Origin of the sequence: Neorhizobium petrolearium, from assembly GCF_029854435.1 — a bacterium.
Taxonomy (GTDB): Bacteria; Pseudomonadota; Alphaproteobacteria; order Rhizobiales; family Rhizobiaceae; genus Neorhizobium; species Neorhizobium petrolearium.
Window position 1 is genome coordinate 277,087 of sequence record NZ_CP123000.1, and the last position, 26,942, is coordinate 304,028.

24 protein-coding genes are annotated in these 26,942 nt (G+C 57.7%); 22 read left to right on the forward strand and 2 right to left on the reverse strand.

The window, feature by feature from the left end; all coding sequences use genetic code 11:
- Nucleotides 1-57 precede the first annotated feature (57 nt).
- Nucleotides 58-1,299: a glycosyltransferase family 2 protein gene (locus QEO92_RS01475; protein ID WP_037158742.1), complete on the reverse strand. Its 1,242-nt coding sequence runs from the start codon at nt 1,297-1,299 to the stop codon at nt 58-60.
- A gap of 377 nt (nt 1,300-1,676) precedes the next feature.
- Here QEO92_RS01475 and fliP point away from each other — a divergent pair, with 377 nt between their 5' ends.
- On the forward strand, nt 1,677-2,414 hold the full coding sequence (fliP, locus tag QEO92_RS01480) for a flagellar type III secretion system pore protein FliP (protein WP_210048731.1): 738 nt from the start codon (nt 1,677-1,679) through the stop codon (nt 2,412-2,414).
- A gap of 57 nt (nt 2,415-2,471) precedes the next feature.
- Here the strand turns inward: fliP and QEO92_RS01485 are convergent, their stop codons facing one another.
- The gene (locus QEO92_RS01485; RefSeq protein WP_227701921.1) at nt 2,472-4,412 is read right to left on the reverse strand and encodes an O-linked N-acetylglucosamine transferase, SPINDLY family protein; all 1,941 of its coding nucleotides are present in this window, start codon (nt 4,410-4,412) and stop codon (nt 2,472-2,474) included.
- A gap of 330 nt (nt 4,413-4,742) precedes the next feature.
- Between QEO92_RS01485 and QEO92_RS01490 the strand changes: the two genes are divergently transcribed.
- From QEO92_RS01490 to QEO92_RS01590, 21 genes are all read left to right on the forward strand, one after another.
- A complete protein-coding gene (locus QEO92_RS01490; RefSeq protein WP_227701922.1) occupies nt 4,743-6,008 on the forward strand; it encodes a flagellin N-terminal helical domain-containing protein in 1,266 nt (421 codons plus the stop codon).
- Between the two features lie 252 nt (nt 6,009-6,260).
- Nucleotides 6,261-7,526, forward strand: coding sequence for a flagellin N-terminal helical domain-containing protein (locus tag QEO92_RS01495; RefSeq protein ID WP_227701923.1), 1,266 nt, complete (start codon nt 6,261-6,263; stop codon nt 7,524-7,526).
- Nucleotides 7,527-7,778: 252 nt separating this feature from the next.
- Nucleotides 7,779-9,044, forward strand: coding sequence for a flagellin N-terminal helical domain-containing protein (locus QEO92_RS01500; RefSeq protein WP_037158735.1), 1,266 nt, complete (start codon nt 7,779-7,781; stop codon nt 9,042-9,044).
- A gap of 326 nt (nt 9,045-9,370) precedes the next feature.
- Nucleotides 9,371-10,645 (forward strand): flagellin N-terminal helical domain-containing protein, encoded by a 1,275-nt coding sequence (locus tag QEO92_RS01505; RefSeq protein ID WP_037158732.1) that lies wholly within the window; start codon nt 9,371-9,373, stop codon nt 10,643-10,645.
- A 287-nt stretch (nt 10,646-10,932) separates the two neighbouring features.
- A complete protein-coding gene (locus QEO92_RS01510; protein ID WP_227701924.1) occupies nt 10,933-11,574 on the forward strand; it encodes a hypothetical protein in 642 nt (213 codons plus the stop codon).
- A complete protein-coding gene (locus tag QEO92_RS01515) occupies nt 11,571-12,872 on the forward strand; it encodes a MotB family protein (RefSeq protein ID WP_227701925.1) in 1,302 nt (433 codons plus the stop codon). Before QEO92_RS01510 ends, QEO92_RS01515 begins: the two co-directional genes overlap by 4 nt.
- Before the next feature lies 1 nt (nt 12,873).
- Nucleotides 12,874-14,148, forward strand: coding sequence for a chemotaxis protein MotC (motC, locus tag QEO92_RS01520; RefSeq protein ID WP_407720698.1), 1,275 nt, complete (start codon nt 12,874-12,876; stop codon nt 14,146-14,148).
- The gene (fliK, locus tag QEO92_RS01525; RefSeq protein ID WP_227701927.1) at nt 14,145-15,608 is read left to right on the forward strand and encodes a flagellar hook-length control protein FliK; all 1,464 of its coding nucleotides are present in this window, start codon (nt 14,145-14,147) and stop codon (nt 15,606-15,608) included. The genes motC and fliK overlap by 4 nt, the downstream gene beginning before the upstream one ends.
- Nucleotides 15,538-16,233 carry a lytic transglycosylase domain-containing protein gene (locus tag QEO92_RS01530; RefSeq protein ID WP_265105651.1) on the forward strand — a complete coding sequence of 232 codons (696 nt, stop codon included), beginning with the start codon at nt 15,538-15,540 and terminating at the stop codon, nt 16,231-16,233. The genes fliK and QEO92_RS01530 overlap by 71 nt, the downstream gene beginning before the upstream one ends.
- Before the next feature lie 281 nt (nt 16,234-16,514).
- Nucleotides 16,515-17,186 (forward strand): transcriptional activator Rem, encoded by a 672-nt coding sequence (gene rem / locus QEO92_RS01535; protein WP_037158720.1) that lies wholly within the window; start codon nt 16,515-16,517, stop codon nt 17,184-17,186.
- 107 nt (nt 17,187-17,293) lie between these two features.
- A complete protein-coding gene (locus tag QEO92_RS01540) occupies nt 17,294-18,580 on the forward strand; it encodes a flagellar hook protein FlgE (RefSeq protein ID WP_037158717.1) in 1,287 nt (428 codons plus the stop codon).
- Between the two features lie 46 nt (nt 18,581-18,626).
- Entirely contained in the window at nt 18,627-20,096 is a 1,470-nt protein-coding gene (gene flgK, locus QEO92_RS01545) for a flagellar hook-associated protein FlgK (RefSeq protein WP_227701928.1), read from the forward strand.
- Between the two features lie 2 nt (nt 20,097-20,098).
- Complete coding sequence (locus tag QEO92_RS01550) at nt 20,099-21,208, forward strand: flagellar hook-associated family protein (RefSeq protein WP_037158711.1); 1,110 nt, start codon at nt 20,099-20,101, stop codon at nt 21,206-21,208.
- 38 nt (nt 21,209-21,246) lie between these two features.
- Complete coding sequence (gene flaF, locus QEO92_RS01555) at nt 21,247-21,594, forward strand: flagellar biosynthesis regulator FlaF (protein ID WP_037158710.1); 348 nt, start codon at nt 21,247-21,249, stop codon at nt 21,592-21,594.
- The gene (flbT, locus tag QEO92_RS01560; protein ID WP_037158707.1) at nt 21,591-22,040 is read left to right on the forward strand and encodes a flagellar biosynthesis repressor FlbT; all 450 of its coding nucleotides are present in this window, start codon (nt 21,591-21,593) and stop codon (nt 22,038-22,040) included. Before flaF ends, flbT begins: the two co-directional genes overlap by 4 nt.
- Entirely contained in the window at nt 22,031-22,513 is a 483-nt protein-coding gene (gene flgD / locus QEO92_RS01565; RefSeq protein ID WP_227701929.1) for a flagellar hook assembly protein FlgD, read from the forward strand. The genes flbT and flgD overlap by 10 nt, the downstream gene beginning before the upstream one ends.
- 30 nt (nt 22,514-22,543) lie before the next feature.
- On the forward strand, nt 22,544-22,810 hold the full coding sequence (gene fliQ, locus QEO92_RS01570) for a flagellar biosynthesis protein FliQ (RefSeq protein WP_037158701.1): 267 nt from the start codon (nt 22,544-22,546) through the stop codon (nt 22,808-22,810).
- A 117-nt stretch (nt 22,811-22,927) separates the two neighbouring features.
- Nucleotides 22,928-25,015, forward strand: a complete 2,088-nt coding sequence (flhA, locus tag QEO92_RS01575) for a flagellar biosynthesis protein FlhA (RefSeq protein ID WP_037158698.1) — start codon at nt 22,928-22,930, stop codon at nt 25,013-25,015.
- Nucleotides 25,016-25,046: 31 nt separating this feature from the next.
- Nucleotides 25,047-25,799, forward strand: a complete 753-nt coding sequence (gene fliR, locus QEO92_RS01580) for a flagellar biosynthetic protein FliR (protein ID WP_227701930.1) — start codon at nt 25,047-25,049, stop codon at nt 25,797-25,799.
- A gap of 11 nt (nt 25,800-25,810) precedes the next feature.
- A complete protein-coding gene (locus QEO92_RS01585) occupies nt 25,811-26,212 on the forward strand; it encodes a hypothetical protein (RefSeq protein WP_037158692.1) in 402 nt (133 codons plus the stop codon).
- Between the two features lie 162 nt (nt 26,213-26,374).
- Nucleotides 26,375-26,926 carry a rod-binding protein gene (locus QEO92_RS01590; protein WP_037158690.1) on the forward strand — a complete coding sequence of 184 codons (552 nt, stop codon included), beginning with the start codon at nt 26,375-26,377 and terminating at the stop codon, nt 26,924-26,926.
- Nucleotides 26,927-26,942 lie beyond the last annotated feature (16 nt).

The window sequence follows — 26,942 nt, forward strand, 5'->3', positions numbered from 1 at the left end:
CTCGTGTCTTGGAGTCCCATATTGTCCCTATCCCATCTATTGGGATGATTTGCAGTCCTACAGCAGGATGGTCTGTATGAGGTCATCCTGGGCAAAAACGAGATTCGGGGGATAGCCGAGCTCCAGGAACTGCTCGCGCTGTTTGGGCAGTGCGACGAGGACTGCCGTCTTGTTTGCAAAATCCGGCGTATGCTCGACTGGTTCGTCGATGACTTTGATTCGTTCAGGGAAATTGACCTTGGCGATACGCTCTTTAACGGTTTGCGGGTCTGGAAAGCCGTGAACGATGAGGTGATCGATTTCCGCCGCGGCATTGACCTGCCAGGCCAGCGTTTCGAGAGCGGCTGCAATCAGCAACCCTTCCCGTGCCGCAACGACTTCCGGAAAATCATCGAAGCCGCCAAAGCACAATCGTGTATATACCTCGTAGGCCTTGACGAATTCTCTGAAGCTGATGAGCAATCGCAACGCGACCGTCATGCGCAACAAAGTGAACGTTCGACACATCTGTTCCTGCGTCGCTCGGTCCTCGGCGTCGCGCGAAATCTGACCTCGTTTCATGCCGAAATAGAGGAAATATTCCAGCCCGCCGCGATACTGGTCCCAACCGGACATCGCAATGTCGTGGCCCCCCTGGCGCCTGTCCCGGCCATGCTCGGACCGGCCGACCTGCTTGTAGAAAGGCTCTTTCAGGAACGCGACGTCCCCCTGGTCGAGCAGATGCGCCAGCATGGGGAAAGCATAGAAGCAGACATCGCGCGGCACCCATGTCGTCCTTAATGCCTGGGTGCGGAAGATGGCGATCTCCGGGAAAATATGCCCTTTGACCATGAAGTTGAAGACTTGGCCAAAACTCCGGCGTTCGAAGACGACGTCTTCCTTTATGTCGTAGAATTTCCCGGTATCGGCCTCCAGAATGCCGTCATAGAGATACCAGGGAGCATGGCAGACAAGCACATTCGGGTGTTCATCGAGAAATTTCATGGCGTTGAGGAGGCCCTCGTGAACGAGGCGATCATCGTCGGCCAGGTAGACGGCATACTCGCCGCGCGCTCGCCGAAAGACGGCGTTCACGTTGACGACCGCGCCATGATTTTCGGCTCTTACATAATAGTTGATCGGAAGTTGCGAGGCGAATTCCCGGGCGATTTCGGCGGTGTTATCCGTTGACGCGTTGTCGGAGATAACAATCTCGTAAGGGAATTCGAAATCGAACCCCTTGATGCGTTCCAGACACGAGCGGAGATGCTGAGCTCGGTTATACGTCGGAATGCAGATGCTGAGCTTGATCGAATTCACTGATATTTCCTTCGACAGGAGTTTGCCAGGCGGCACGGCTTGCACTCGTCGAGAGCAACTCGGCCATGTTGATGCGATGCAGGTTCCTCCGGTGCCGGCGTCCCTCCCGGCAAAGTCGTTTGTCCAGATGCACCACGTGTTGCTCGCATTCAGGCTCCCGGCGCCATTGTGAGATTATTGAGCTGACGCTAACGGTTGAGACTTGCGCAAAACTGAAGCGCATGTTCGGCCAATGCGAATGGAGACGGTGCGCTCAGCAGGGGAAGCGCAGACAGGACCATCTTCCTGTTCACGACCTTCCGCGTCCGGCCTTTGAGTGTTGACCTGCGTCCGCGAGGGTGGCTATCGAAGATGACATCGAGGACCTTCGTGATCGCATGATTCGGTTGATCTATCTATTCGTCGCGTTGATCGCGACACCCGGGCTTGCGCTTGCCCAGCAATCGCCTGCGGACCTTCTCAATCTGCCGGTCGACGGCTCCGCTGCCGCGTGGATCATTCGCACTTTCGGCCTGCTGACAGTCCTGTCGGTCGCTCCGGGCATCCTGATCATGGTCACAAGCTTTCCACGCTTCGTGATCGCCTTTTCAATTCTTCGATCCGGCATGGGGCTTGCGACGGCGCCTTCCAACATGGTGCTGGTCTCGATGGCGCTGTTCATGACTTTTTATGTCATGTCACCAACCTTCGATCGCGCCTGGAATGAAGGCGTTCAGCCGCTTCTGCAAAACCAGGTGACGGAGGCTGAGGCCGTGCAGCGGATTGCCGAACCTTTCCGTGCCTTCATGTCTGCGAATACCCGTGACAAGGATCTGGAACTCTTTGTCGAGATTGCCCGCGAGCGTAGTCAATCCGTCGGAACGCCTGAAGCGATCGACTATCGAGTATTGATCCCGGCTTTCATGCTGTCGGAGATCCGTCGCGGGTTCGAAATCGGCTTTCTGATCATCTTGCCGTTCCTGGTGATCGACATGATCGTTGCGGCGATCACCATGGCGATGGGGATGATGATGCTGCCGCCGACATCGATCTCACTGCCCTTCAAGATTCTTTTCTTTGTGCTGATCGACGGCTGGAACCTGCTGGTCGGCAGCCTGATTCGCTCATTCAACTGAACGCGAGGTAGTTCGAAAGGAAACGGCCGGGTGGTTCCCGGCCGTTTCGAGCTTGCGTCAGGCTTCGCGTGAGATGAACGGGCCGTTCCGCGGTGGCAATACGGGTACGTCGAAGTGATCGGGCGGCAACTTTGCCTTCGCGCGATCCGCCATCATCGTGTATGCCGTTTCGAGGTGGCGGCAGAAGCGCTCGGCATCGAAAAGCGGATGGGTGAAACGGTTGGTTTCCAGCCGCTTTCTGATCTGTGCGAGTTCTTCCCTGTTGTTGTAATAATGAACTGCGCGGCGGACATAGTCGTCGGCGTCGTCGGCGATCATTTCCGGCAGGCCCAGGGCATTCAACAGGCTTTCGCTGACGCGGGAAGCGAAGTTGACGCCCTTGTGGGTGAGCATCGGCAGGCCGGCCCATAGCTTTTCCGAGGTCGTCGTGTGACCGTTGTAAGGATAGGTATCCAGGCCGAGATCTGTAACCGAAACGCGATCGAGATACGCAGCGTAGTCGTGAACACGATCCCCGAAGAGGATGCGATCGGCAGAAATGCCTGCATCGGTGAACGCCTTGAGCAAATTCTTGCGTGCCCCGAACCTTTCCCGGCAGATGAGGAAAAGATAGCTCTCGGGAGCCTCCGTCAGGATACGTATCCAAAGTTGGACGGTCGCGGGAGTGAACTTCCAATGGCTGTGGAAGCAGGAGTAGATGAAAGCATCCTTCGGCATCTTGCAGATTGCCCGTTCGATCGACCGCGGAAGCGGCCGATGGATCGCATCGTTCGGAAAGAAGGTCTCCGGCATCCAGCAGAGCTTTTCATAGTAGTTGGGAATGGAGGTTTCAGGCACCACCGTGTGGTCGCAGATCAGATAGTCGATATCGACGTTGCAGACTGTGCCGGGGTAGCCGAGCCAGGTGGCGTGCACAGGCGCGGTGAAGCGGTTCATCACCCACACCCGGTTCTCGGCCGTATGGCCGTGCAGGTCGACGAGGATATCGATATTCTCGGCCTTGACGGCGTCGGCTGCCTCGTCGTCCGTCATGTCGCGAATTCTGACGATCTTGCCCCATTCGTCGCGATTGGCCTTGTTATGGTCGCGAAGATGCTCCGGGTCGGCATTGCAGAAGATCGTGATCTCGAAACGGTCCCTGTCATGCGCTTCGAGAACGCCGCGGAAGGCTTTCATAACCGCGTGTTCTGTCCAAAGGTCGGCAGAGAGATAGCCGATGCGGAGCTTGTCGCCCCACTTGTGAGGCATTGAGAGCCTTTTCGCAGACCCATGCCACGGCTTTCTTTCGCCGCGACCGGCGCCCGCCATGGAGTTTGCCTTTTCGTCATCGCACCAGCGGATGTTGTAGAGCGACACCTCGTCCAGGATCGCTTCAAAGTCGCCGGCCGCAATCTCCTGCTTGAGAATCGGTTCATATTCCGCGAGCACTTCGTAGTTAAGGCTGTCGCGAATGACAGAGAGATAGAAATTACGGATGATCTTGTCGTCACGGTCTTTTGCGAAGACATCCAGAATGAACTGATTTTCCTCGTCGCTGCGATCCTGGAGTTTGATCGAGCGGACCGCAAGCTGCCGGTGGGGCCGTTCCGTGCTTTCACCGAGAGTCTTCCGGAAGGCTTCCGTGCCTTCCAGGTTTTGTCGCATCAGCGCGGCCGACATCATGAGCGCCATGTCCGGATCGGCGAGCGCTTCGTTGAGAATCCGTTTGCCGAGGCGAAGCAGGCTTATGTCGTCGCCGTTCGACAGATGAAGTCTCATGGCTTCACGCAGGTACTTGATTCGATGGGGAGAGTTCTGTTCTCCGGCAAGCTGAAACGCCTGGGCAGCTTCGGCCTTCATCTTGAGCTTTACGAGCGTTGCACCCAATAGCGCGTAGTGCCTTGGGTCCTTTTGAACATCCAGCAGCCTGTTCAGGATGGCGAGGACATCATGATATTGGGCTTTGTCGAAATGTTTCTGGGCATTGAGATACTGCCGTTTCAACTTAATGCTGTTCAACCGTCCCACTCCAAATCATAGCTGTGCCGGGCATCGCGACAGGCCGGCTTTCCACCCATCGTGGCAGGCCAAGCTTGCATGAAGCCGACTTCGGCAAATTCCCGTCGACATAAACCAATGATTAACTACGTCCGCCAACACGCTCTTTGTACCGGTCTCGCTTAAAGGACTTGGCAAGGATTGGCTGCGAGATTTTCCGCACACGACGGGTTTGGTATCCCTTCCGAGCGAAGGAACCGAGTTGGCATGATGCCGGACCGAAGTGACCGGTAAAACATCCAGTCCGGTATGTCCCCCCAAAAGTATTTCGTTCAAAGGGACAATCAAATCATGGCTAGCATTCTTACCAACATCAACGCGATGGCGGCTCTCCAGACGCTGCGGACCATCAGCTCCGACATGGAGACGACGCAGGACCGTATTTCGACCGGCATGCGCGTCGGCACCGCTTCCGACAACGCTGCCTACTGGTCGATCGCAACCACCATGCGTTCCGACAACGCGTCTCTTTCGTCCGTCCAGGATGCGATGGGTCTCGGCGCAGCCAAGGTCGATACGGCCTATTCCGGCATGGAAGCTGCTATCGACGTTGTTCAGGAAATCAAGAACAAGCTCGTTACGGCTGCCGAAGGCAGCGCCGACAAGGCCAAGATCCAGGAAGAAATCACTCAGCTCCAGGATCAGCTGAAGAGCATTGCTTCCTCCGCCTCCTTCTCCGGCGAAAACTGGCTGCAGGCCGAAATCGGCGGCGCCGCCAACGCGACCACTGGCGTCGTCGAAGCCGGCAGCGCGATCACCAAGCAGATCGTTGGTTCCTTCACGCGCGATGCCGACGGCAATGTCGCGGTCAAGACTGTCGACGTCGAACTCGATGAATCGAACGTCCTGTTCGACCTTTCGGGCGGCAATGCCGGCCTTCTCGACGCGAACATGATGAAGGGTATGCGCGCGATCGACTATGACGATGGCACGACCAACTCCGTCCAGTACTACGGTACCGTCAACACGACGGCCATCTACGACACCACCGCTCAGTGGAAGGATGTCGGCGGCGGCGTCTTCATGAAGGGCGACACCAACGGCGTCTTCACGACCGGCGCAAGCGGCACCTACCTCATCAAGGTGGGCGGCGCTTACATCGATGCCGTCTACACGACCGAAGGTTACGACTTCTCGGCCGGCGCGACAGCCACCAGCGGCGTTTCCTATTCGCTCAACGTCTCCGTATCGGAACTGGACATCACCAAGCTCGACGACTACCGCAACGGCGGCAGCAGCGATCTGGGCATGGGCGGCACGAATGTCAGCGACGAGGATGTCATCGCGGCCCTGACCTCGTTCGTCGATGGCCAGTTGGAACAGATGACCAGCGCTGCAGCCAAGCTCGGTGCGGTCTCGCAGCGCATCGAGATGCAGCAGGACTTTGTCAGCAAGCTCTCCGACACGCTCGACAAGGGTGTGGGTCGTCTTGTCGACGCGGACATGAACGAGGAGTCGACGAAGCTCAAGGCCCTGCAGACCCAGCAGCAGCTTGCGATCCAGTCGCTCTCGATCGCCAACTCCGACTCGCAGAACATCCTCTCGCTCTTCCGTTAATCGGAGCCGGCGAATTGGCGCGGAGGCTGACCGCGCCAAGGAGTATGGAAGGCCGCGCCCTCGCCGGGGCGCGGCCTTCTAATTTTTCGTCCGCGCTTCAATCTTCATTAACTATATTGAGGTTACCTAAGGCCATCGAAACGGCGAGTTAACCAGAAAAATTAACTGGTTAGCAAGCATGATGCTGACCGCTGTTCCCGGTGGAATCCGGAATGTCCCTTTTCGTAATCAGCCACTCAAGGGGCACTCAGAATGACAAGCATTCTTACCAACATCGCAGCCATGGCTGCTCTCCAGACCCTGCGCCAGCTCGGCCAGGATATGGAAACCACGCAGGGCCGCGTTTCGACCGGCATGCGCGTCGGCACCGCTTCCGACAACGCCGCCTACTGGTCGATCGCAACCACCATGCGTTCCGACAATGGCGCTCTCTCTGCCGTTCAGGACGCCCTCGGTCTCGGCGCCGCTAAGGTCGATACGGCCTACGCTGCCATGGAATCGGCAATCGACGTCGTCCAGGAAATCAAGAACAAGCTCGTTGCCGCAACCGAACCCGGCGTCGACAAGGCGAAGGTCCAGGAAGAAATCACTCAGCTCCAGGATCAGCTGAAGAGCATCGCTTCCTCCGCTTCCTTCTCCGGCGAAAACTGGCTGCAGACCGAAATCGGCGGCGCCGCCAACGCGACCACCGGTGTCATCGAAGCCGGCAGCGCGATCACCAAGCAGATCGTCGGCTCCTTCATCCGTGACGCCGATGGCAATGTTTCGGTCAAGACGGTCAATGTCGAACTCGATGAATCGAACGTCCTGTTCGACCTTTCGGGCGGCAATGCCGGTCTTCTCGACATGAACATGCTCAAGGGTTCGCGCGCGATCGACTATGACGATGGCACGACCAACTCCGTCCAGTATTACGGCCAGATCAACACGACTGCGATCTACGACACCAATGCTGAGTGGAAGGACATCGGCGGCGGCGTCTTCATGAAGGGCGACACCAACGGCGTCTTCACGACCGGCGCAAGCGGAACCTACCTCATCAAGGTCGGCGGCGCTTACATCGATGCCGTCTACACGACCGAAGGCTACGACTTCTCGGCCGGTGCGACAGCCACGACCGGTGCGGCATACTCGCTGAACGTCTCGGTGTCGGAACTGGACATCACCAAGCTCGACGACTACCGCAACGGCGGCAACAGCGATCTGGGCATGGGCGGCACCAATGTCAGCGATGAAGACATCATGGCCGCTCTGACCTCATTCGTCGACGGTCAGCTGGAACAGATGACCAGCGCTGCCGCGAAACTCGGCGCGGTTTCGAGCCGTGTTCAGATGCAGGAGGACTTTGTCAGCAAGCTCTCCGACTCGATCGACAGCGGTGTCGGCCGCCTGGTCGATGCGGAGATGAACGAGGAGTCGACGAAGCTCAAGGCCCTGCAGACCCAGCAGCAGCTTGCGATCCAGTCGCTCTCGATCGCCAACTCCGACTCGCAGAACATCCTCTCGCTCTTCCGTTAATCCGGAAAGTCATAGAGCCTCAATCAGGAGGCCGCGCTCGACGGGCGCGGCCTTTTTCGTGCCCGTCATTTTTTTATTAACTTTCGTAAATGGCAGTTTAACCTTTGTTAACCATTTCTCCCTTAGATGGGCTCATCGAAACGATGGGTTAACCAAGACGAAGAAGAGGTTAACGGGCATCAAGCCAGGCCATCGATTGCCGGTGTAATCCCGGAATGTCCCTTTCATCTAGCCAATCAAGGGGCACTCAAAATGACGAGCATTCTTACCAATATCGCAGCCATGGCTGCTCTCCAGACCCTGCGGCAGATCGGCTCCGATCTTGAAAACACACAGAGCCGTGTCTCGACCGGCCTACGTGTCGGTACCGCTTCCGACAACGCTGCCTACTGGTCTATCGCAACCACCATGCGTTCCGACAATGCGGCCCTTTCCGCCGTTCAGGACGCCCTTGGTCTTGGCGCCGCCAAGGTCGACACCGCCTACGCCGCGATGGAAACCGTCGTTGACGTTGTCAAGGAAATCAAGAGCAAGCTCGTTGCCGCGACCGAGGCCGGCGTCGACAAGGCCAAGATCCAGGAAGAAATCACGCAGCTCCAGGATCAGCTGAAGAGCATCGCCTCCTCCGCCTCCTTCTCCGGTGAAAACTGGCTGCAGGCCGATATCGGCGGCGCTTCGAATGCAAATGGCATTATCCAGGCAGGGGATGTTGTCACCAAACAGGTGGTTGCTTCGTTCATTCGTGGTGCCGACGGTAATATCGCGGTCCAGACGGTCGACGTTAAGCTCGACGAGACGAATGTCCTTTTCGACCTTTCGGGCGGCAATGCCGGCCTTCTCGACATGAACATGATGAAGGGTTCGCGCGCCATCAGCTACGACGACGGCACGACCAATCATGTCCAATACTATGGCGTGGTCAATACAACTGCCCTGTATGACACCAGCGCCCAGTGGAAGGACATCGGTGGCGGCGTCTTCATGAAGGGCGACACCAACGGCGTCTTCACGACCGGCGCAAGCGGCACCTACCTCATTAAGGTCGGCGGTGCTTATATCGACGCCGTCTACACCACCAAGGGATACGACTTCTCGGCTGGTGCGACTGCCACTGCCGGTGCATCGTATTCGCTGAATGTTTCCGTCGCCGAACTGGACATCACCAAGCTCGATGACTACCGCAACGGCGGCACCAGCGATCTGGGCATGGGCGGTACCAATGTCAGCGACGAAGACATCATGGCAGCGCTTCTCTCCTTTGTGGATACGCAGCTCGAAGCGCTCACCAGTTCGACTGCCAAGCTTGGTTCGATCTCGATGCGTATCGAGATGCAGGAGGATTTCGTCTCCAAGCTGACGGACTCGATCGATAGCGGCATCGGCCGCCTGGTCGATGCGGACATGAACGAGGAGTCGACGAAACTCAAGGCGCTGCAGACCCAGCAGCAGCTTGCGATCCAGTCGCTCTCGATCGCCAACACCAGTTCCGAGAATATTCTGTCGCTCTTCCGTCAGTAAGCGGCGCTCTTGGCTAGGAGCGGTTCGTCCCGCTCTGACACGACAGCAATATTCAGGAGAGAAAACCGCGTCTCGCAAGAGGCGCGGTTTTTCATATCGGCTGCGTGGCTTGCGCGAAGCCTGCACGGGCGTCGCGTTCGGGCATTCAGACCTCATTAACAACTTGCCAATCCACGATTGCCTTTGATAACTGTCGTATTAACGATTTGTTAAGAACGACAGGCCGCCCGCATCCGCGATGCAGAGGGGGCGGTAAGCATGATGCCTCTCGTCGTTTCCGGTGATGCACTCCGGATTGTTCAGAATATCTGACCGAGGCACGGCCAATGACCAGTATCCTTACCAACGCTGCCGCTATGGCTGCTCTGCAGACCCTGCGCTCGATCGACCGCAACATGGAGATAACCCAGGCGAGGGTCTCCTCCGGCATGCGTGTCCAGACAGCTGCGGATAATGCGGCTTATTGGTCGATCGCCACGACGATGCGTTCCGATAATCACGCGCTGTCGACGATCCAGGATGCTCTCGGTCTCGGCGCGGCAAAGGTGGATACCGCTTATGCCGCCATGGAAAGCGCCATCGACACCGTCATGGAGATCAAATCCAAGATCGTTGCCGCTTACGGCGTCGGTGCCAACCGTAACAAGATCCAGGAAGAAATCACGCAGCTCCAGGAGCAGCTCAAGAGCATTGCCGAATCCGCTACGTTTTCGGGTGAGAACTGGCTGCAGGATTATATCAGCAACGGCGGCACCAATGCGGACGAGAAGCCGGTTATCAAGCAGGTTGTAGCGTCGTTCACGCGCACCGCCTCGGGCGAGGTCGCCGTCAAGACCGTCGATTACACGCTGGACTCCAAGACCGTTCTTTTCGATCTCAGCGGCGGTAATCTCGGCATTCTGGATTCGCCGGTCGAGTTTGTGGCTGAAGGCGAAGCGGCGGTGACCGTTACCACTGCGAATGGCACCCAGGCACCGACGAGCGCGAGCTATGCCGTTCCTTTCTACACCGAAACCGATCTGATTGGTGCAACTGCAGTCGATTCGCGTATCTATGATCTCGCCGGCACTCTCTATATGAAGGTCGCTGAAGGTCAGTGGGTGCAGGTGACCACGGTTGACCCCGCCACTGCGCCGGTCGTGACGACCCCGCTTCACCAGATTGGCGCGACGAATTATTATCTCGATACGAGCGTTGGCGATAACCTGGACAATCGTAAGCTCGATATTTCCGTCTCGTCGCTTGACATAGACAAACTGGATGAGGTGGCGGCGCAGATGAACGCGTTGGTTCCGGGTTCTGCGCCGGACAACGATGCAGTGCTGGATATGATGGAGCGTTTCGTCGATAAGCAACTGCAGATGATGACGAGTGCCGCTTCCAGCCTCGGCTCCATTCAGAAACGTATCGATCTTCAAGAGAGTTTTGTCGCTTCGCTGACCGACGTGATCGACAAGGGTGTGGGTCGATTGGTTGATGCAGACATGAACGAGGAATCAACTCGACTGAAAGCGCTCCAGACGCAGCAACAGCTTGGTATTCAGTCGCTTCAGATCGCCAATACCAACGCCGAAAACATCCTTCAGCTCTTCCGGCAATAACACGTATAGATTGATTGCCTTCTCCGTGCCGCACTTTTCTCGACTGCCGTACGGCACGTCGTTGAACCTGCCCTTATGCTCTGGTGCGCTGTTGCCGCATCTTCATCCTCGCGCAAGTTTGACTTCCTACCGTATCGCTGTGGTCTGGCGAAAATTGCCATCTCGCCACCGACGAACGAATGAAAACCTTATCGGAATGATGCGATGATTGCAGCAGCGGAACTTCGCTCCTTCGGCGAGCTCGTAACGAGTACCCGGCAAGTGGGCACGGAAGGGCGGGGTATCCGATGAGTGCCTCGCTCGCCCGCTATCTGAAGGACTTCAGCGAACCGCAAGCCATTCCGTTACCGTTGATGGCGGACAGCTTAACTCAGGGTTTCGACGACGATCTGGCACTCCCTTCTGTGGTCGAGAGCCCGGTCGATGTGGAGGCGGAACGCGCCGAAGCCTATTCGAAGGGCTATGATGCCGCCTCCGAGGAGCTGCAGCGACGTTTCGAGGAAGAGCGCCAGGCACTTTTCTCTGCCCATGCTGAGGAAATGGCAGCACTGCGCGAAAGATATGAAACCGAGACCGCAGCAATGATAGCGACCCGGCTTCAGGAAATTGCCGGATTGACGGCGCAGGCGGTCAGCGATCAGACGGCGGGAATTCTGGCACCGCTGCTCGATGACGCGCTTGCCCAGAAGGCGGTGTCCGATATGGCGGATATCATTCGCGGCGCCATGATCGAGGGCGATCTTGGGACGCTGACAGTACGTGGTCCGCTGCATCTGTTTGAAAAATTGAAAGAGGCGCTTGGAGACCCCACGCCGCTCCTGCGCCATGTCGAAGCGCCCGACCTCGATATCGCAGTCGATATAGGTGAAACCGCTCTTGTGACCCGCATGTCCGCGTGGTCCGCGAGTCTGAAGAAGGTACTGGGATGAGCGAGGGCGAGAACCATCATCACGGCAAGAATGAGGTTGTCATCGTCAAACGGCATGGTGGCGGGCACGATGACGGCCATCATGGCGGTGCCTGGAAGATCGCCTATGCCGACTTCATGACTGCGATGATGGCATTCTTCCTCGTGATGTGGCTGGTCAACGCAGCCAACGAGGAAACCAAGGCCTCGATGGCGAGCTATTTCAACCCGATCAAACTTTCCGATGAGACCCCGGCCGAGAAGGGCCTTGAGAAGCCCGTCGATGCAGCGGAGGGCCAGGAAGACGGCGAGCGCTCGCGGGTCAAAGCGGATGCCGACGTTCAAGGCTCTGCTGCGGCGACCGGCGAGGATATGACGTCAACCTCCGGCGACGAACCCAACTACTCCGAGGCGGATTTCTTTGAGAACCCCTATTCCGTTCTTGCCGAGATTGCGCAGGAGGTGGGGCAGCAAGCCAATGTAAGCGCAAAGGGGGAAGGGGGGGCAAGCGAATCCGGTCCCGCGACCGGAGCGGATGGCGGGCAAGCCTATCGCGATCCCTTCGATCCTGATTTCTGGACCAGGCAGGTTCAGGTAACGCGCGCTGACGGTCCTGAGCAAGCTGTAAAAGCGGTTCCGAGTGACGATCCGCAGGCGCAAATCGGTCAATCTCCCCAGGCGCCACAATCGACAGAGGGCCAGCCGCAGCCACCGGTCACGCAAATGGCGGCCGCCGCTCCTATGCCGCGTCCTGATCCGACACAATTGGACAAGACACAGACCCAGCCGGATACGCAGGCAGGCAAGTCGGCGGATATCGACGGGCGCAAGGCGGAGGATGAAGCCAAAGCGGAGCAGAAGGCGGCGGACGATTTGCGCCAGGAAATCGAGCGACAGATTTCCGGCGTTGCGGGCAAACTCGCCGAAGGCCTCGTCGTCACGCCTGCCGAAGGCGGTTTGCTGGTAATGATTTCCGATCAGACGGATGATCCGATGTTCAATATCGGCTCGGCCGTACCGCGCCGCGAAATGGTGCTGGCGATGGAGAAGATCGGCCAGATCCTCAAGGAACGCAAGGGAAGCGTCATCCTGCGAGGTCACACGGACGGTCGCCAGTTCAAAGACACGCAGAACGACAACTGGCGGCTTTCCATGGCCCGCGCTCACAGCGCCTACTACATGCTGGTGCATGGCGGTCTGGGGGAAGATCGCATCAAGCAGGTCTCGGGCTTCGCCGACAGGCGTCTGCAGGTGCCGGGTGATCCCTTTGCCGCGGCGAACCGCCGTATCGAGATCCTGATCCAGGCGGACGAGGGATAAGATGGTCCTTGCGGGCATACGGTCTCTGTTGGCGACTACGCTCGTTTTCGGGGCTGCCTTTGCATATCCGGCATCCGCCCAGGATCATGGCGAGCTTGCGCCCTATGTCATGCTTCGCTCGCTGCAATTCGTGCAGGATTCCGTCGTGCTCGGTGATCACTCGGCGGCGGAGATGCAGCGTTTCATGCTGGAGAGGGTCGATCAAAGGTTTAGGGCGGCAAATCCGTCGATCTTCGAGGATCCGCGCAATGTCGACGCCGCGTTGATCTATGCCATGAGCGGTGGCAATCCGGCCACGCTCGAATTCCTCGCCGCGCGCGACATTGCCGGAAATTTCGACAGCCGCATTGCCGATGCGCTCAGGAAATATCTGAGCGGCAAGGGCACTCTGGTTGCAAAAAGTCTGGGCGAAATGGCCAAGGAATACCGAGACGAGAAGATCGGCCCCTATCTCTCGCTGGTCAGTGGCAATGTGATGGTGGCGACGGATCCGAAGGATGCGCTGGTCTTTTACGATTGGGCGCGGCTGACGGCCCCTGGTACCATCATCGAAGAAGCCGCATTGCGCCGTTCGGTTGCGATCACCGTGGATGCCGACATGGTCGAGCAGGCGCTTTCTTACGCGCGCAAATATGCCCGGCGCTTCATACATTCGCCTTATGCCAGCCAGTTCGCCGATTTCTTCGTACAGCTTGTCGTGGGGCATTTCGGCGAGATTACGGAAGAGGATATCGACGGAGCACTCGAATTCATGGACGTCGACCGCCGCCGCGAGGTCTTCCTCCGTGTTGCACGTGCAGCCGCCATCGCCGGCAAGAATGACCTTGCTCGTCTGGCCTCTGCAAAAGTGGAAGCGCTTTCCGGGAATCCGACGCCTGAAGCACTCGCGCGGCTCTATGGCGGCCTTGCCGATATTCCGACGAATGACATTCGAGCAGCCATGCAGGCGATATCCGATATCCCCGAAGAGACGCTTTCGCCGCGCGATCGGGCCTTGCGTGAGGCGGCAAAAGTTGTGGCGGAGCAAGTCGTTGGCTGGCCGACAGCCGAAAGCCTCGCACAAGAAAAGCCAATCAATATGACTAATACAGAAGACGCAAAATCCCCAGTCGCGTCGCCCAGAAATGAGATCGCTGGGCCTGCTGCCACCACGGAAGGTCCGACGGCTGGCGCAGCTGCCAAATTCGATCCGGCCTTCCAGACATATGTCGATAGTGGTCGTTCGAAATTGAATGCTATCGATGAAATGCTGAAGGAGGAGAATCCGTCCAAATGATTACCGACATTCTGGGTGGTAAGGCCGATGCGGCTTTGTCCGCAAAACAGGCGATTTCGGGCCGCAAGGATACCGACGCATCTTCGAACAGCTTCTCCGATGCTCTTTCGGGTCTTGATCGCGATCTGCCCCCGCAGCAATCGGATGACGATGCCCTTGAGAACGAGGGCACGTCATCCTCTCTCGGGGATCGGATGGCTGCCGAGGTGAAATCCGCCACGTCAAAACCGATCATTGACATAAGGCCGGAATCCCTTCGTCGCCCCCCGGACGAATTGAAGAATAATGTTGAATTTCCTGGGCAGGAACGACTGGGAAAAGCCGAAGAGCGGCAGATGACGCCGGCTGAAAAGAAACTTCGTGACGCTCTTGCGGCTGCAAAGGCCTTGGCGCGCGAATCCGACGAACTTCATGAGAAGGGCGCCACGGAGAAGCGCGTGGCTGCCGACAAGATCGACCCGCAGGATGAGGACGCTACTCTGGATACGTCCATGCTTGACGCGGACGATGCCAAGATCGCCGAGATGTTCTCGCTCCTGATCGGCAGCGAGGCCAAGTCCGGCGAACTGAACGCTATGGTGCCGAAAATTACCGCAGGCGCGCAGGTGAAGCGCGCCAAGGATGGAGATACCCGGTCCAACGATGTGGACGCCTTTGTCGTCAATGATCCAAAGCGTTTCAAATTGACCGGAGCGGGAGAAGATCAATTGCCGTCGGTGCATGGCGGCCCGGATGCGGGTGCGGAGGAGACCAGACTGTTTCGCTTCAGCAATGCGCGGGGTGAAGGTCAGAAGGTCGATATGGCAGTCGGTAAAGGCCGAGACGAGCATTCCACGGTGGAATTCCGATCGCCTTCGAGTGGTGCAGCCGAAAATGTCGCAGTCCTCGACTCGCGCCGGTTCCTCGGGCTTGCTCCCAATTCCAGCGGGGCCAACCTGACCGCGATGCTGGCGGGTGATCCGGAATGGGCCGCCGCTGCGCATCCGAGTTCAGCCCTTTCGAATGCGGCCGCGCAAAGCAGCACCGGCACCGTCGTGAACATGCTCAAGCTGCAGATGAATCCGCATGAGCTCGGCATGGTGACGGCCACATTGCGTCTGCATGGCGATGAACTGAACGTCCATCTCACCGTCGAAACGCGTGCCGCCTACAGACAGCTCAGCGAGGACAGCGGTGGCATTCTGGATGCGCTCCGTGCCCAGGGCTTTGCCGTGGATCGGGTGACGATCAGCATTGCGCCAACGCCGACGTCGGCCTCGGATGCGGCAGGTGGCCAGCAGGGGCAAGCCGGTCAGGCGGGACAACAGGCAATGGCAGAGGGCGGAAGGCAGGGGCATGAGACTGGCCGCGGTCAAGAGCAGGCGACTGCGGAGCAAACGAGGAATTCGAATGAAGCGGTATCGGAGAACACCCAGCTTTCGGGTTCTGGTAACGCTCGCTCTGGTCAGCTTTACCTCTGACGCATACGGCGGTTCGCTGTTCAGTTCCGGTGGATGGGGCGGGCCTGACGACGCCGCGGTGAAGCCTCCTTCCGCACCTGCCGCGGTTCGACCTGCATCTGCAGCGACGTCGCCGTCGCCTGTGCCCGTCAATCCGGGTGTCTGCGAGCGCGAGATTCAGAGTGCAGCGGCCAAATACGGCATACCGGAAGGTATCCTCTATTCTGTCGGCCTGACGGAAACTGGCCGAAAGGGAAGCCTTAGCCCTTATGCAATGAACATCGAAGGGAAGGCCTATTTCCTGCCGTCGGCGGAGGTGGCGATGACGAAATTCCACGACGCGAAGCGGCAGGGAGCAAGGCTGATCGACATGGGCTGCATGCAGATCAATCATTATTTCCACGGGGAGAATTTCGCGTCACCGGAGGATATGTTCGATCCGCGTCGCAACGTGGAATATGCAGCGAAATTCCTTCGCAATCTACATGATAGGCATGAAACCTGGACGATGGCGGTGGCGAGATACCACGCGGGACCCAATAACGACCCTGCTCAGAAGAGATATGTCTGTCGTGTCATCAGCAATCTTGTCGCAACGGGCTACGGAAAATGGACTCCGACGGCTTCCGGATTCTGCGACGGGTAAGCAATCCTGGATTGAACTCAGAAATCAAAGAATCGCAAAATTGCAGCGCTGCCACATATGTGGCAAATGTGGCAGCGCAAGTCTTCTTTTACGATACGTTAATTTTTCCACTGAAGAATTGTGCCTGTTTAGGCGTGGCATACTATATCTAGTGCAAATCAGGGAGCAGGTGTTAATCAACTATTAATTTGTTTGGTTAATTTCACGTAGCTTGCCTCCGATTCCGCTGATTCGTACCCATAGGCCTATTGAAACACCACAACTGATTCGGAGGCGGACGAATGATCGTAGTGGTTGATGAGCGCGAGCTCGTGAAAGATGGGTACACCTCTCTCTTCGGGCGGGAAGGAATTCCTTCCACGGGGTTTGATCCAAAAGAATTCGGCGAATGGGTGAATACGGCGGCGGACATGGATATCGCCGCGGTGGAAGCCTTCCTGATCGGTCAGGGCGAATGCGCCCTCGAACTGCCGCGGGCGATCCGGGACCGTTCCATGGCGCCGGTGATCGCAGTCAGCGACCATCCCTCCCTCGAGGCTACGCTGGCCTTTTTCGACAGCGGCGTCGATGATGTCGTTCGCAAACCTGTCCACCCCCGCGAGATCCTGGCGCGTGCCGCCGCGATCCGTCGCCGGTTGAAGGCGATCTCGAATTACACCGACATCGGTTCGATTCGCGTCTTCTCCGATGGCCGGGATCCGGAGATCGACGGCGACGTTTTCCCGTTGCCGCGCCGCGAGCGCCGCATTCTCGAATATTTGGTCGCCAACCGCGGCCGGCGCGTCTCGAAGACTCAGATTTTCAACGCCATCTACGGCATCTTCGATGAGGAAGTCGAAGAAAACGTTGTCGAAAGCCACATCAGCAAGCTGCGCAAGAAACTGCGCAAGAAGCTCGGCTTCGATCCTGTCGATTCCAAGCGTTTCCTTGGCTATTGCATCGACTGGGACTGATTTTCAGCAGGGTCTTGCCGCTTATTTTCGGCGGGTACGGGAAAGCAGACAGCTTCACGCAAGGCCCACCACCTACTCTCTCCATCAAGACACAACGGAGATTTCCTATGAGTATTTTCGGCACGATGAAAACGGCCGTCTCGGGTATGAATGCTCAGGCCAATCGTCTCGGCACCGTTGGTGACAACATCGCCAACTCGAGCACGGTCGGTTATAAGCGGGCATCGACTGCATTCTCTTCGCTGGTGCTTCCGTCCACCCAGGGTTCCTACTCATCGGGCGGTGTCGAAACCAACGTTCGCTACAGCATCTCCGAGCAGGGCGGCATCCAGTACACGACATCGAACACCGATCTTGCGATCCAGGGTGAAGGCTTCTTCATCGTCAGTGATGCGAACGGTTCGCCTTATCTCACGCGCGCCGGTGCCTTCCAGAAGGATCCCAACGGTTATCTCGTCAATACGGCCGGCTATCAGCTCATGGGCTATCCCTATGGTTCGAACCCGCCAGCCGCTGTCGTCAACGGCTTCAACGGCCTCGAGGCCATCAACATCAATGACTTCGGTCTGGTGTCTTCACCTTCGAGCCAGGGCAGCTTCCCTGCCAACCTGGACAAGGAAGCGGACGTGGTTGCTGCCGGTAGCCGCCCGAGCGACAACGTTGCGACCAGCACATACACGAATAAGAGCTCGCTGACCGGATACGACCATGCCGGGTCGAAGGTGCTTTACGATTTCTACTACACCAAGACCGGGACGAATACTTGGGAAGTCAGTGTCTACCGTCAGGATCAGTCCACAAACGGTGGGTTCCCTTACACTGCAACGGCACCGGCTACCCTCGTCCAGCAAACGGTGACGTTGACCTTCGATCCCAACACCAACAAGCTGGCGTCGGGTTCTCCGACGGACATTGTAATCACCGATCCGAACGACGGCGCTACGCCGGCTCAGACGATCACGATCGACCTCTCCGACATGACGCAGTTCGCAAGCGACTTCACGCCGGGCAAGGGCATCATCGACGGCAACGCGCCGAGCCCGATCACCGATGTTGAAATCGGCGGCGATGGTGTGGTCACTGCGGTCTATCAGGATGGCGGGCGCCGCGCGATCTATCAGCTCGCACTGGCAACCGTGCCGGCGATCGACAAGCTACTGCCGCGGAACGGCAACGTCTATCTGCCGACCAATGATTCCGGCGTCGTCACCATCGGTTTCCCGCAGAGCGGCTCTTTTGGTGAGATCTATTCCGGTGCGCTGGAAAGCTCCAACGTCGATATCGCCAACGAGCTGACCGAGATGATCGAATCCCAGCGCGTCTATACCGCAAATTCCAAGGTCTTTCAGACCGGCTCAGACTTGATGGACGTCCTCATCAACCTGAAGAGGTAAGCGGACAGGACAGTCGAGAGAATAAATCTCAAGAGGCTAGTAAAGAATGTCGCTTTCGTCAGCATTGTCCACGGCTCAATCCATTTTCAACAACTCCGGCACGCAATCGGCCGTGGTTTCGAAGAACATCGCCAATGCACAGAACCCGGATTATATCCGTCGTTCCGCAGTGGTGGTGACCGGTGGAAACGGGGCGATGATCGGCGATATCGTCCGCTCCCAAAATGCGCCGCTCCTGCGTCAGACGATTGAAAGCTCGTCGGTTGCAAGCGGGCAGCGGACGCTCCTGGATGGCCTCGAAGAGATCAAGAACCTGATGGGTGGCAACTCCAACGAGCTGTCTCCCGCCAAGCTGATTACGGCCTTCCGCAACAATCTGGATGCATTTGCCTCAACCGCCAACGATACCGGCCTGGGCATTTCCGTCATCTCCAGTGCGCAAGATCTGGCGACGGGCCTGAATACGGCTGCCGACAAACTCCAGCAGATCCGCAAGGATGCTGACGATCAGATCAAGCAAGATGTCGATGAGCTGAACTCGCTGCTTTCCAAACTGGAGAGCGTCAACAATCAGGTCAAGAATGCAACGGCAAGCGGCACCGACGCCAATGACGCGCTCGACGAGCGCGAAGCTCTCGTAAAGCAGATTTCCGAAATCGTTGGCGTAACGTCTTATATTCGCGAAAACAACGACCTGGTGCTTTATACCTCCGACGGGGTGACGCTGTTCGAGACCGTTCCCCGCAAGGTGACGTTCCAGCCGACGGCTGCTTTCGACGCCTCGACCAACGGCAGTGGTGTCTACATTGATGGCGTGGCTCTCAAAGCCGGTGAAGCCGCCAACACGAGCGCCAAAGGTTCGATCCAGGCGTTGCTGCAGCTTCGCGACACAGTCGCGCCGACCTTCCAGAGTCAGCTCGACGAGATTGCCCGCGGTCTCATCACGGCTTTTGCGGAAACAGGGCCAACCGGTGCTCTAGCGCCGATGACCGGTCTTTTTTCGTATAAGGATAGCTCCGGCGTCCAGCAGACGGCAATTCCGGCTTCTGGCGCGATCGTGCCGGGTCTTGCCTCACGGATCTTCGTCAATCCGGTGGTGGTTCCCCCGGCGGGTACGCCCGACAAGCTGCGTGATGGCGGCATCAACGGAGCCGCCTACGTCGTCAATACCGGCGGCAGCAGCTATGGCGATCTGCTCGACAAGTATAATGAAAATCTCGAAGCGCCGATGACCTTCGACCCGTTGACGGAAATCGCCGACGCTCCGGACCTTCTATCTTTTGCATCCGATTCCATGGGTTGGTTGGAACAGCTTCGCAGTACGGCGACTGCGGCCGACGAGTCGAAAACAGCCATGCTGACCCGAACCCTTGATGCCTATTCCAGCAACACGGGCGTCAGTCTCGACGAGGAATTGTCGCTGCTTCTCGATATAGAGCAATCGTACAAGGCCGGTACCAAGCTGATGGCGACGGTCGATGAGATGATGCAGGCCCTATTGGATATTGCGAGCTGATCATGAAGACCTCTTTCATTTCCACATTGTCCGTCCAGACCACGATGCGAAATTCGATCGCCGGCGTGCAGCGCGAAATGGTGAAGGCCAACCAAGAGTCCGTGACCATGAAGCACGCGGACCTTGGTGTTACCTTGGGCGCCAGCACATCGCGCGCGCTCGACCTTTCGCGCGAAATCAGCCGTATCGAATCTTTGCTCAATACCGCCTCGCTTGCGACCACACGATTGGAAAGCGCGGAACTCTCGCTCGATAACATGAACAAGCTCGGCCTTGATATTCAGAGCGCAATTCTGACGCTGGGCAGTTCGACCGACGAGACGAGCCTGGCGACGGCGCGCCAGACGATGTCTGCCTCGCTTGCCGCATTCACGGATTTTGCGAATACTTCAGTCAAGGGCGAATATATCTTCGCCGGCATCAATACCGACGTGAAGCCGATGGAGGATTACTTTGCACCGGGATCACCGGCGAAGGCGGCCTTCGACACCGAACTCAATTATTACATGTCGTCGCAGGTCCCGCCCATACCGAGTCTGTCGGCGATGACGGAAGATCAGATGAACGATTTCCTCGATGACCTCGAGGCGAAGTTCAACGGGACGGCTCCCCTCACGGATCCGCCGCATCCGGCGGCGCTGGCTGGTCAGGATCTCTGGACAACCTTCTTCTCCAGCGCAAGCGACGAGAACATGAAGAGCCGTATCAGCCCGACCGAGGTCATCGACAGCTCGACGAATGCCAACAGTGCCGGCATGCGCAATTTCGCGTTCGCATCGATCGTCTCGATGGAGCTTCTGCAGACCAGCGTGAGCCAGGAGGCTCGTGAAGCCGTAAGCTCGCGAACCAACGCTGTTATCAACAAGGCGATGAACGGCGTAGACAGCATCAATCAGCAGCGGACGACGATTGGTATCTCCACCGAACGGGTTTCCAAGGTTGAGGAAAGGTTGCAGGCGCAAGAAGATATTCTGACGAAGAGCCTGGGAGACATGGAAAATGTCGATCCGGAGGAGGCGGCTACTCGTCTCAATACGTTGAAGACACTTCTCGAAACTGCATATACAGTGACGGCTAAAATACAGCAGCTGAGCCTCGCCAACTTCCTTTGATGATTAAAAGGAAGGTCGTGAAGATGAAGGATACATGAATGTACCAGTTTTCATACGCCGAGATCATGGAGGACGGCGTCGCAGACGCCAAGGATCGCGAGCGGCAGGCCCTTGATCGCTCCATTGAACTTCTGATCGCGGCTCGCGATGAAGAAGGTTATTCGCGCGCGACGATCGAGGCTCTGTTTTATACCCGGCGTGTCTGGATCCGGTTCATCGAAGACTTGAGGCAACCCGATAACGAGTTGGCTACCGAATTGCGGGCGGATCTGATCTCCATTGCCATCTGGATCTTGAAGGAATGCGAGAAGATCAGAAAACGCGAATCGGCCAATTTCCAGGGCGTTATAGACGTGACCACCATCATCAGGGATGGACTTAAATGAAAAGTACGCTTCGCATCTCCTTGAAATCCGGCGAGCGGATCTTCATCAACGGCGCCGTGTTGCGCGTTGATCGCAAGGTCGCGCTGGAATTCCTCAACGACGTCACATTCCTTTTGGAAAACCATGTTCTTCAGCCGGAAGATGCGACCACACCGCTTCGTCAGCTCTACTTCATCGCCCAGATGATGCTTATCAATCCGGACGGCCGGGAACAGTCGATGACGTTGTTCCGCAAGTCTGTCGCCATGCTGCTCACCTGCTTCAATGACGATGAGGTTCTGGCGGAATTGAAACGGATTGACGGGATGGTTGCTTCCGGCCGGGCCTTCGATGCACTCAAGGCGATCCGAGCGCTCTACCCGGTGGAAGACCGCATTCTCAATAACCAGGAAATTGCGCCCGCGACCGTCGAGCGCATCCGCAAGGAGATCGCGCCATGGCGGTAGATCCGGTTACATCGGCAGCGGCCAACCCCTGGGCGAATGCCGGTGCATCGAGCGATGCGGCGAATAACGCCAGTCTCAACTACAATAACTTCCTGCAGCTTCTCATAGCGCAGATGAAGTACCAGGATCCGACCGATCCCATGGATGCGAGCGAGCAGATCTCTCAGCTCGCGACGTTCTCGCAGGTCGAGCAGTCGATCCAGACGAACACGCATCTGAAGAGCATGTTGCAGGCAGAGGCGTTGACGCGTGCGAGCGATCTGATCGGCAAATATGTCAAGAGCGCCGACGATGCGCTCACCGGCAAGGTCAAGGAAGTCGAGGTCTATTCCGACGGCGTCGTCGCCATCACGGAAGACGACAACAAGATTCTGCTGCAGGCCGGCGTCGTATTCTCGGATGAGCCGTTCCCGGCCGAGGATGACACTTCCGATGGCTCGACTGATACCGACGACGGCGCTACAGATACCTGATCGAAATAGCTGCGAATCAGGATAAGCGCGATGAATGAGGCCGATGCCCTGGACATCATGCAGGCGGCGATCTGGACGGTCCTGATCGCTTCCGGCCCCGCGGTTGTCGTGGCTATGGTCGTGGGCGTGGCCATCGCCTTTCTCCAGGCGCTGACGCAAATCCAGGAAATGACGCTGACTTTCGTACCGAAGATCGTCGCGATCATGATTACGATCGGCATCACAGCACCATTTATCGGCGGCCAGATCAATCTTTTCGCCAATCTTGTCTTTTCGCGGGTGCAGTCCGGCTTTTGAGCGATTGCTGCCCGCCGGCTTTTCCCACCCCACCTTCGCGCAAGCTTCGCCCGTTAGTCAGGATGTGAACTGGTAGGAGAATGTCCTGCCGCCATCTCATGAAGAGACGGGAAATCCATGGCGCAACCACCTGCATTATCCATACCGAAGGTAGCTCCGAGCGGCCGTGACATCGGCTTTGCTCTCGGCATCGTCGCCATCCTCTGCATCCTTTTCCTGCCGATACCGCCTTTCCTCATCGATATCGGTCTTGCCTTCTCGATCGCATTTTCTGTGCTGATCCTGATGGTGGCACTGTGGATCCAGCGTCCGCTCGATTTTTCGTCGTTTCCGACAGTTTTGCTGATCGCGACCATGGTGCGCTTGTCGCTCAACATCGCAACGACGCGCGTGATCCTCTCGCGGGGCCATGAAGGTCATGGCGCCGCGGGCAACGTGATCCAGGGCTTTTCCGGCCTGGTCATGTCCGGCGACTTCGTGATCGGCGTGATTGTCTTCATGATCCTCGTCACCGTGAATTTCATCGTCATCACCAAGGGCGCGACGCGTATCGCGGAAGTCGGCGCCCGCTTCACCCTCGACGCCATCCCCGGCAAGCAGATGTCGATCGACGCGGACCTCTCGGCAGGCATTATCGACGAGAAGGAAGCCCAGCGCCGCCGCTCCGAGCTTGAAGAGGAAAGCTCCTTCTTCGGGGCGATGGACGGTGCGTCGAAATTCGTTCGTGGCGACGCGATTGCCGGTCTCATCATCACCGCTATCAATGTTTTCGGCGGCATCATCATCGGTTACTTCCGCCACGGCTTGCCGATCGGCGAGGCGGCGGATGTTTTCGTCAAGCTTTCCGTCGGCGATGGCATCGTCTCACAGATTCCGGCACTTATCGTCTCACTCGCGGCCGGCCTCCTTGTGACCCGCGGCGGCACGGCCGGGTCCACCGACAAGGCTGTCGTCGACCAATTGAGCGGCTATCCGCGCGCCCTTTCCATGTCCGCTGCGTTGATGGGCCTGCTTGCCATCGTGCCGGGTCTGCCCCTCCTGCCTTTCGTTGCCCTGGGTGGCGCTCTGGGTTTCGGTGCCTGGCTGGTGCCGCGCCGTGTCGAGGCAGAGAACAAGGCCCGTCGGGAAGACGAGGAAAAGAAGGTCGTCCAGAGCAAGGAAGCCGAGAAGGAATCGGTCAAATCGGTCCTCAAGACCGCAGAAATCGAGCTTGCGCTCGGCAAGCAGGTCTCGACACGACTGCTCGGCCAGCATCAGGAACTTGCTTTTCGCGTTGGCAAGATGCGCAAGAAGTTCGCGACCCAGTACGGCTTCGTCGTGCCGGAAATCAAGGTCTGCGACGACATCGCCATCCCTGAAAAGTCCTACCAGATCCGCATCCATGGCACGACGATCGCTTCCAACGTATTGCGCGTCGGCGATGTGCTTGTCGTGACCGGATCCGGCCGCAAGCCGAGCATTCCCGGCGACGAAATCCGCGAGCCCGCCTTTGGAATGCCCGCGGTCTCGATCCTTGAAACTTTCGCCGAAGACCTGAAGCGCGAAGGATTCCATCCGATCGACAACGTTTCGGTCGTGCTGACCCATCTGTCGGAAGTCATCCGCAACAACCTGCCGCAGCTTCTCTCCTATAAGGACGTCAAGATCCTGATCGACCGTCTCGATCCGGAATACAAGAAGCTTGCTGACGAAATCTGCTCATCGCACATGTCCTATTCCGGTCTGCAGGCGGTGCTGAAACTGCTGCTGGCCGAACGCGTCTCGATCCGCAATCTGCATCTCATCCTGGAAGCGGTGGCGGAACTGGCGCCGCATGTCCGCAAGACGGAACAGATCGTCGAGCATGTGCGCGTGCGAATGGCGCAACAGCTCTGCGGTGACCTTGCCGACAACGGCGTGCTGCGCGTGCTGCGTCTCGGTAACAAGTGGGACATGCTTTTCCATCAGGCCCTCAAGCGAGATGCCAAGGGAGAAGTGGTCGAATTCGACATCGATCCGCGCACGCTTGAGGAATTCAGTGAGCAGGCGACCAAAGTTATCCGTGAATTCATGGATCGGGGTCTGCCCTTCGTGCTTGTCACGTCCCCGGAAACACGCTCCTATGTCCGCATGATCATCGAACGACTCTTTGCAACATTGCCGGTTCTGTCACATGTGGAACTGGCGAAAGGCCTCGAGATCAAGATTCTGGGTGCGATCTCGTGACCGCCGGCCTCTAGGGCCTAAGGGACTTTTTATGATTACCGACCCGCAGGGGACCATTCTCGCACTCTTCCTTGCGTTTTGCCGCATAGGCGGGTGCATCATGGTCCTGCCGGGCTTTGGAAGCGCCCGCGTGCCGGCACAGGTCAGGCTCTTCCTGGCCGTCGCCCTTTCCATGGCAATACTGCCGGTTCTCTGGGATATGATCTACCCGAAGGCGTCTTCACCGGATGCCACCTATATCGGCCTGATCTTTACCGAAGCCTTGATCGGCATTGGCTATGGCCTGATCGCCCGGCTCTACACCCTCAGCATGCAGTTCGCCGGCGCGATTCTGACCATGTCGATCGGTTTTACTGCGCCAGGCGGCCAGGACATTCTGGAAGATGCTTCGGAAAACCAGCTGACGAACCTGTTGACGTTGAGCGGTCTGCTGCTCCTGTTCATGATGGATTTTCATCACATCGTTTTCCGTGCCCTCGTCGATTCCTACGCGGCAACGCCTGTGGGTGCCGTGATCGATTCACAAAGGATTCTGATTACGCTGACGGATACGTTGCGTGCCTCGACCATGATCATGCTGCGGCTGGCAAGCCCGTTCCTGATCTATGGTCTGATGTTCAACGTCGCGATCGGCTTCATCAACAAGCTCGCGCCGCAGATTCCGGTTTACTTTATTTCCACGCCCTTTCTGCTGATGGGTGGGCTTTTCCTTCTTTATCTCTCGATCGCCGCCTTCATTCGCCTCTACGTGGATGGCTTCGTGCCGATCTTCACATCCTTCTAGGAGAGGCGAAAATGGCAGGTCCAGCAAAGAGGTCGGACAAACTCAAGCGCCTGGTGGCGGTTCAGCGGCATATGGAGAAGATGGCCGAACACGAGCTTGCCGCGACGACCCGCCACCGGGCCGAAGTCAATCAGTCGATGGAGGACGTGATCGGAGCTATCGGCTCGATGGAACCCATCCATCGGCAATTCTCACAGCATTATGCCGAGCGCTTCGGTCGCCTGACCATGAAGGAACGTCAGCTTGCGGGCATCCAGCAACTTCAGGAGATGAAGGTTCTCAAGGAGCGGACCAAGGCCGATCGCCTGGAGGAGAACATGAAGGAGGCCCGCGATCACGAAGACCGCGAGGCGGCTGATGACACCATAAGTGAGCTCATCGAGATCACCTTGGGCGTGCAGATGATCAAATAGACTCGCCAGCCTCCAGCAAGCTTCGGACGCCATAGTCCCCTCATTGCGCAGATCACCCGATGCGAATCGGATTCCGACAGGATCATGTGCCGTTGCAAACTTGCTGCTGTGCCCTGCGCCTTTCCTGGATGCAGTTCACGGCATTCATTGAAAGGAACTGACGTGGCGATTTCACCTCCAAGCGATCTGGTTTTGGATGTCGTCCGTGCCGCCGACCCTGCCGCCGTACAAGAGGCGCAGGCGAAGCTGAAGGCGAGCAAGGCGGCTTTTGCTGCGACGAGTCTCGCGGAAGTCGGCAAGGGTTTCGGCGCCGCCATGAACATCATCGACACTCCTGCGACGAAAGCAGGCCTCGGCAACCCGGTCATGCCGAAAGAGATCGCCGAAATGCCGGACGAATACCGCAAGTTCGAAGCTTCGGTGTTGCAGACTTTCGTGAATTCCATGCTCCCCAAGGAAACCGAGGAGGTTTACGGCAAGGGCTCGGCGGGTGAGTTCTGGAAGAGCATGATGGCCGAGAAGATTGCTGACGAGATGTCCGAGAAGGGTGGAATCGGCATCGCCGAGCAGATGTATTCACAGGCACTCGCACGGGCTGAACGGCACGGGACGGTCAACACCACCACCGACGAGAATGATCGCAGCCGCGCGATGAGCATGATTACCGATTTTGAACGTCAGGTTCTCGGCGTCGGCAAGAGCAATGAGGCCTGACATGACTCAGACTGGG

Coding starts and splice junctions, on each gene's coding strand:
- fliP (WP_210048731.1), top strand. CDS start 1,677: ATGATTCGGTTGATCTATCTATTCGTCGCGTTGATCGCGACACCCGGG.
- QEO92_RS01490 (WP_227701922.1), top strand. CDS start 4,743: ATGGCTAGCATTCTTACCAACATCAACGCGATGGCGGCTCTCCAGACG.
- QEO92_RS01495 (WP_227701923.1), top strand. CDS start 6,261: ATGACAAGCATTCTTACCAACATCGCAGCCATGGCTGCTCTCCAGACC.
- QEO92_RS01500 (WP_037158735.1), top strand. CDS start 7,779: ATGACGAGCATTCTTACCAATATCGCAGCCATGGCTGCTCTCCAGACC.
- QEO92_RS01505 (WP_037158732.1), top strand. CDS start 9,371: ATGACCAGTATCCTTACCAACGCTGCCGCTATGGCTGCTCTGCAGACC.
- QEO92_RS01510 (WP_227701924.1), top strand. CDS start 10,933: ATGAGTGCCTCGCTCGCCCGCTATCTGAAGGACTTCAGCGAACCGCAA.
- QEO92_RS01515 (WP_227701925.1), top strand. CDS start 11,571: ATGAGCGAGGGCGAGAACCATCATCACGGCAAGAATGAGGTTGTCATC.
- motC (WP_407720698.1), top strand. CDS start 12,874: ATGGTCCTTGCGGGCATACGGTCTCTGTTGGCGACTACGCTCGTTTTC.
- fliK (WP_227701927.1), top strand. CDS start 14,145: ATGATTACCGACATTCTGGGTGGTAAGGCCGATGCGGCTTTGTCCGCA.
- QEO92_RS01530 (WP_265105651.1), top strand. CDS start 15,538: ATGAAGCGGTATCGGAGAACACCCAGCTTTCGGGTTCTGGTAACGCTC.
- rem (WP_037158720.1), top strand. CDS start 16,515: ATGATCGTAGTGGTTGATGAGCGCGAGCTCGTGAAAGATGGGTACACC.
- QEO92_RS01540 (WP_037158717.1), top strand. CDS start 17,294: ATGAGTATTTTCGGCACGATGAAAACGGCCGTCTCGGGTATGAATGCT.
- flgK (WP_227701928.1), top strand. CDS start 18,627: ATGTCGCTTTCGTCAGCATTGTCCACGGCTCAATCCATTTTCAACAAC.
- QEO92_RS01550 (WP_037158711.1), top strand. CDS start 20,099: ATGAAGACCTCTTTCATTTCCACATTGTCCGTCCAGACCACGATGCGA.
- flaF (WP_037158710.1), top strand. CDS start 21,247: ATGTACCAGTTTTCATACGCCGAGATCATGGAGGACGGCGTCGCAGAC.
- flbT (WP_037158707.1), top strand. CDS start 21,591: ATGAAAAGTACGCTTCGCATCTCCTTGAAATCCGGCGAGCGGATCTTC.
- flgD (WP_227701929.1), top strand. CDS start 22,031: ATGGCGGTAGATCCGGTTACATCGGCAGCGGCCAACCCCTGGGCGAAT.
- fliQ (WP_037158701.1), top strand. CDS start 22,544: ATGAATGAGGCCGATGCCCTGGACATCATGCAGGCGGCGATCTGGACG.
- flhA (WP_037158698.1), top strand. CDS start 22,928: ATGGCGCAACCACCTGCATTATCCATACCGAAGGTAGCTCCGAGCGGC.
- fliR (WP_227701930.1), top strand. CDS start 25,047: ATGATTACCGACCCGCAGGGGACCATTCTCGCACTCTTCCTTGCGTTT.
- QEO92_RS01585 (WP_037158692.1), top strand. CDS start 25,811: ATGGCAGGTCCAGCAAAGAGGTCGGACAAACTCAAGCGCCTGGTGGCG.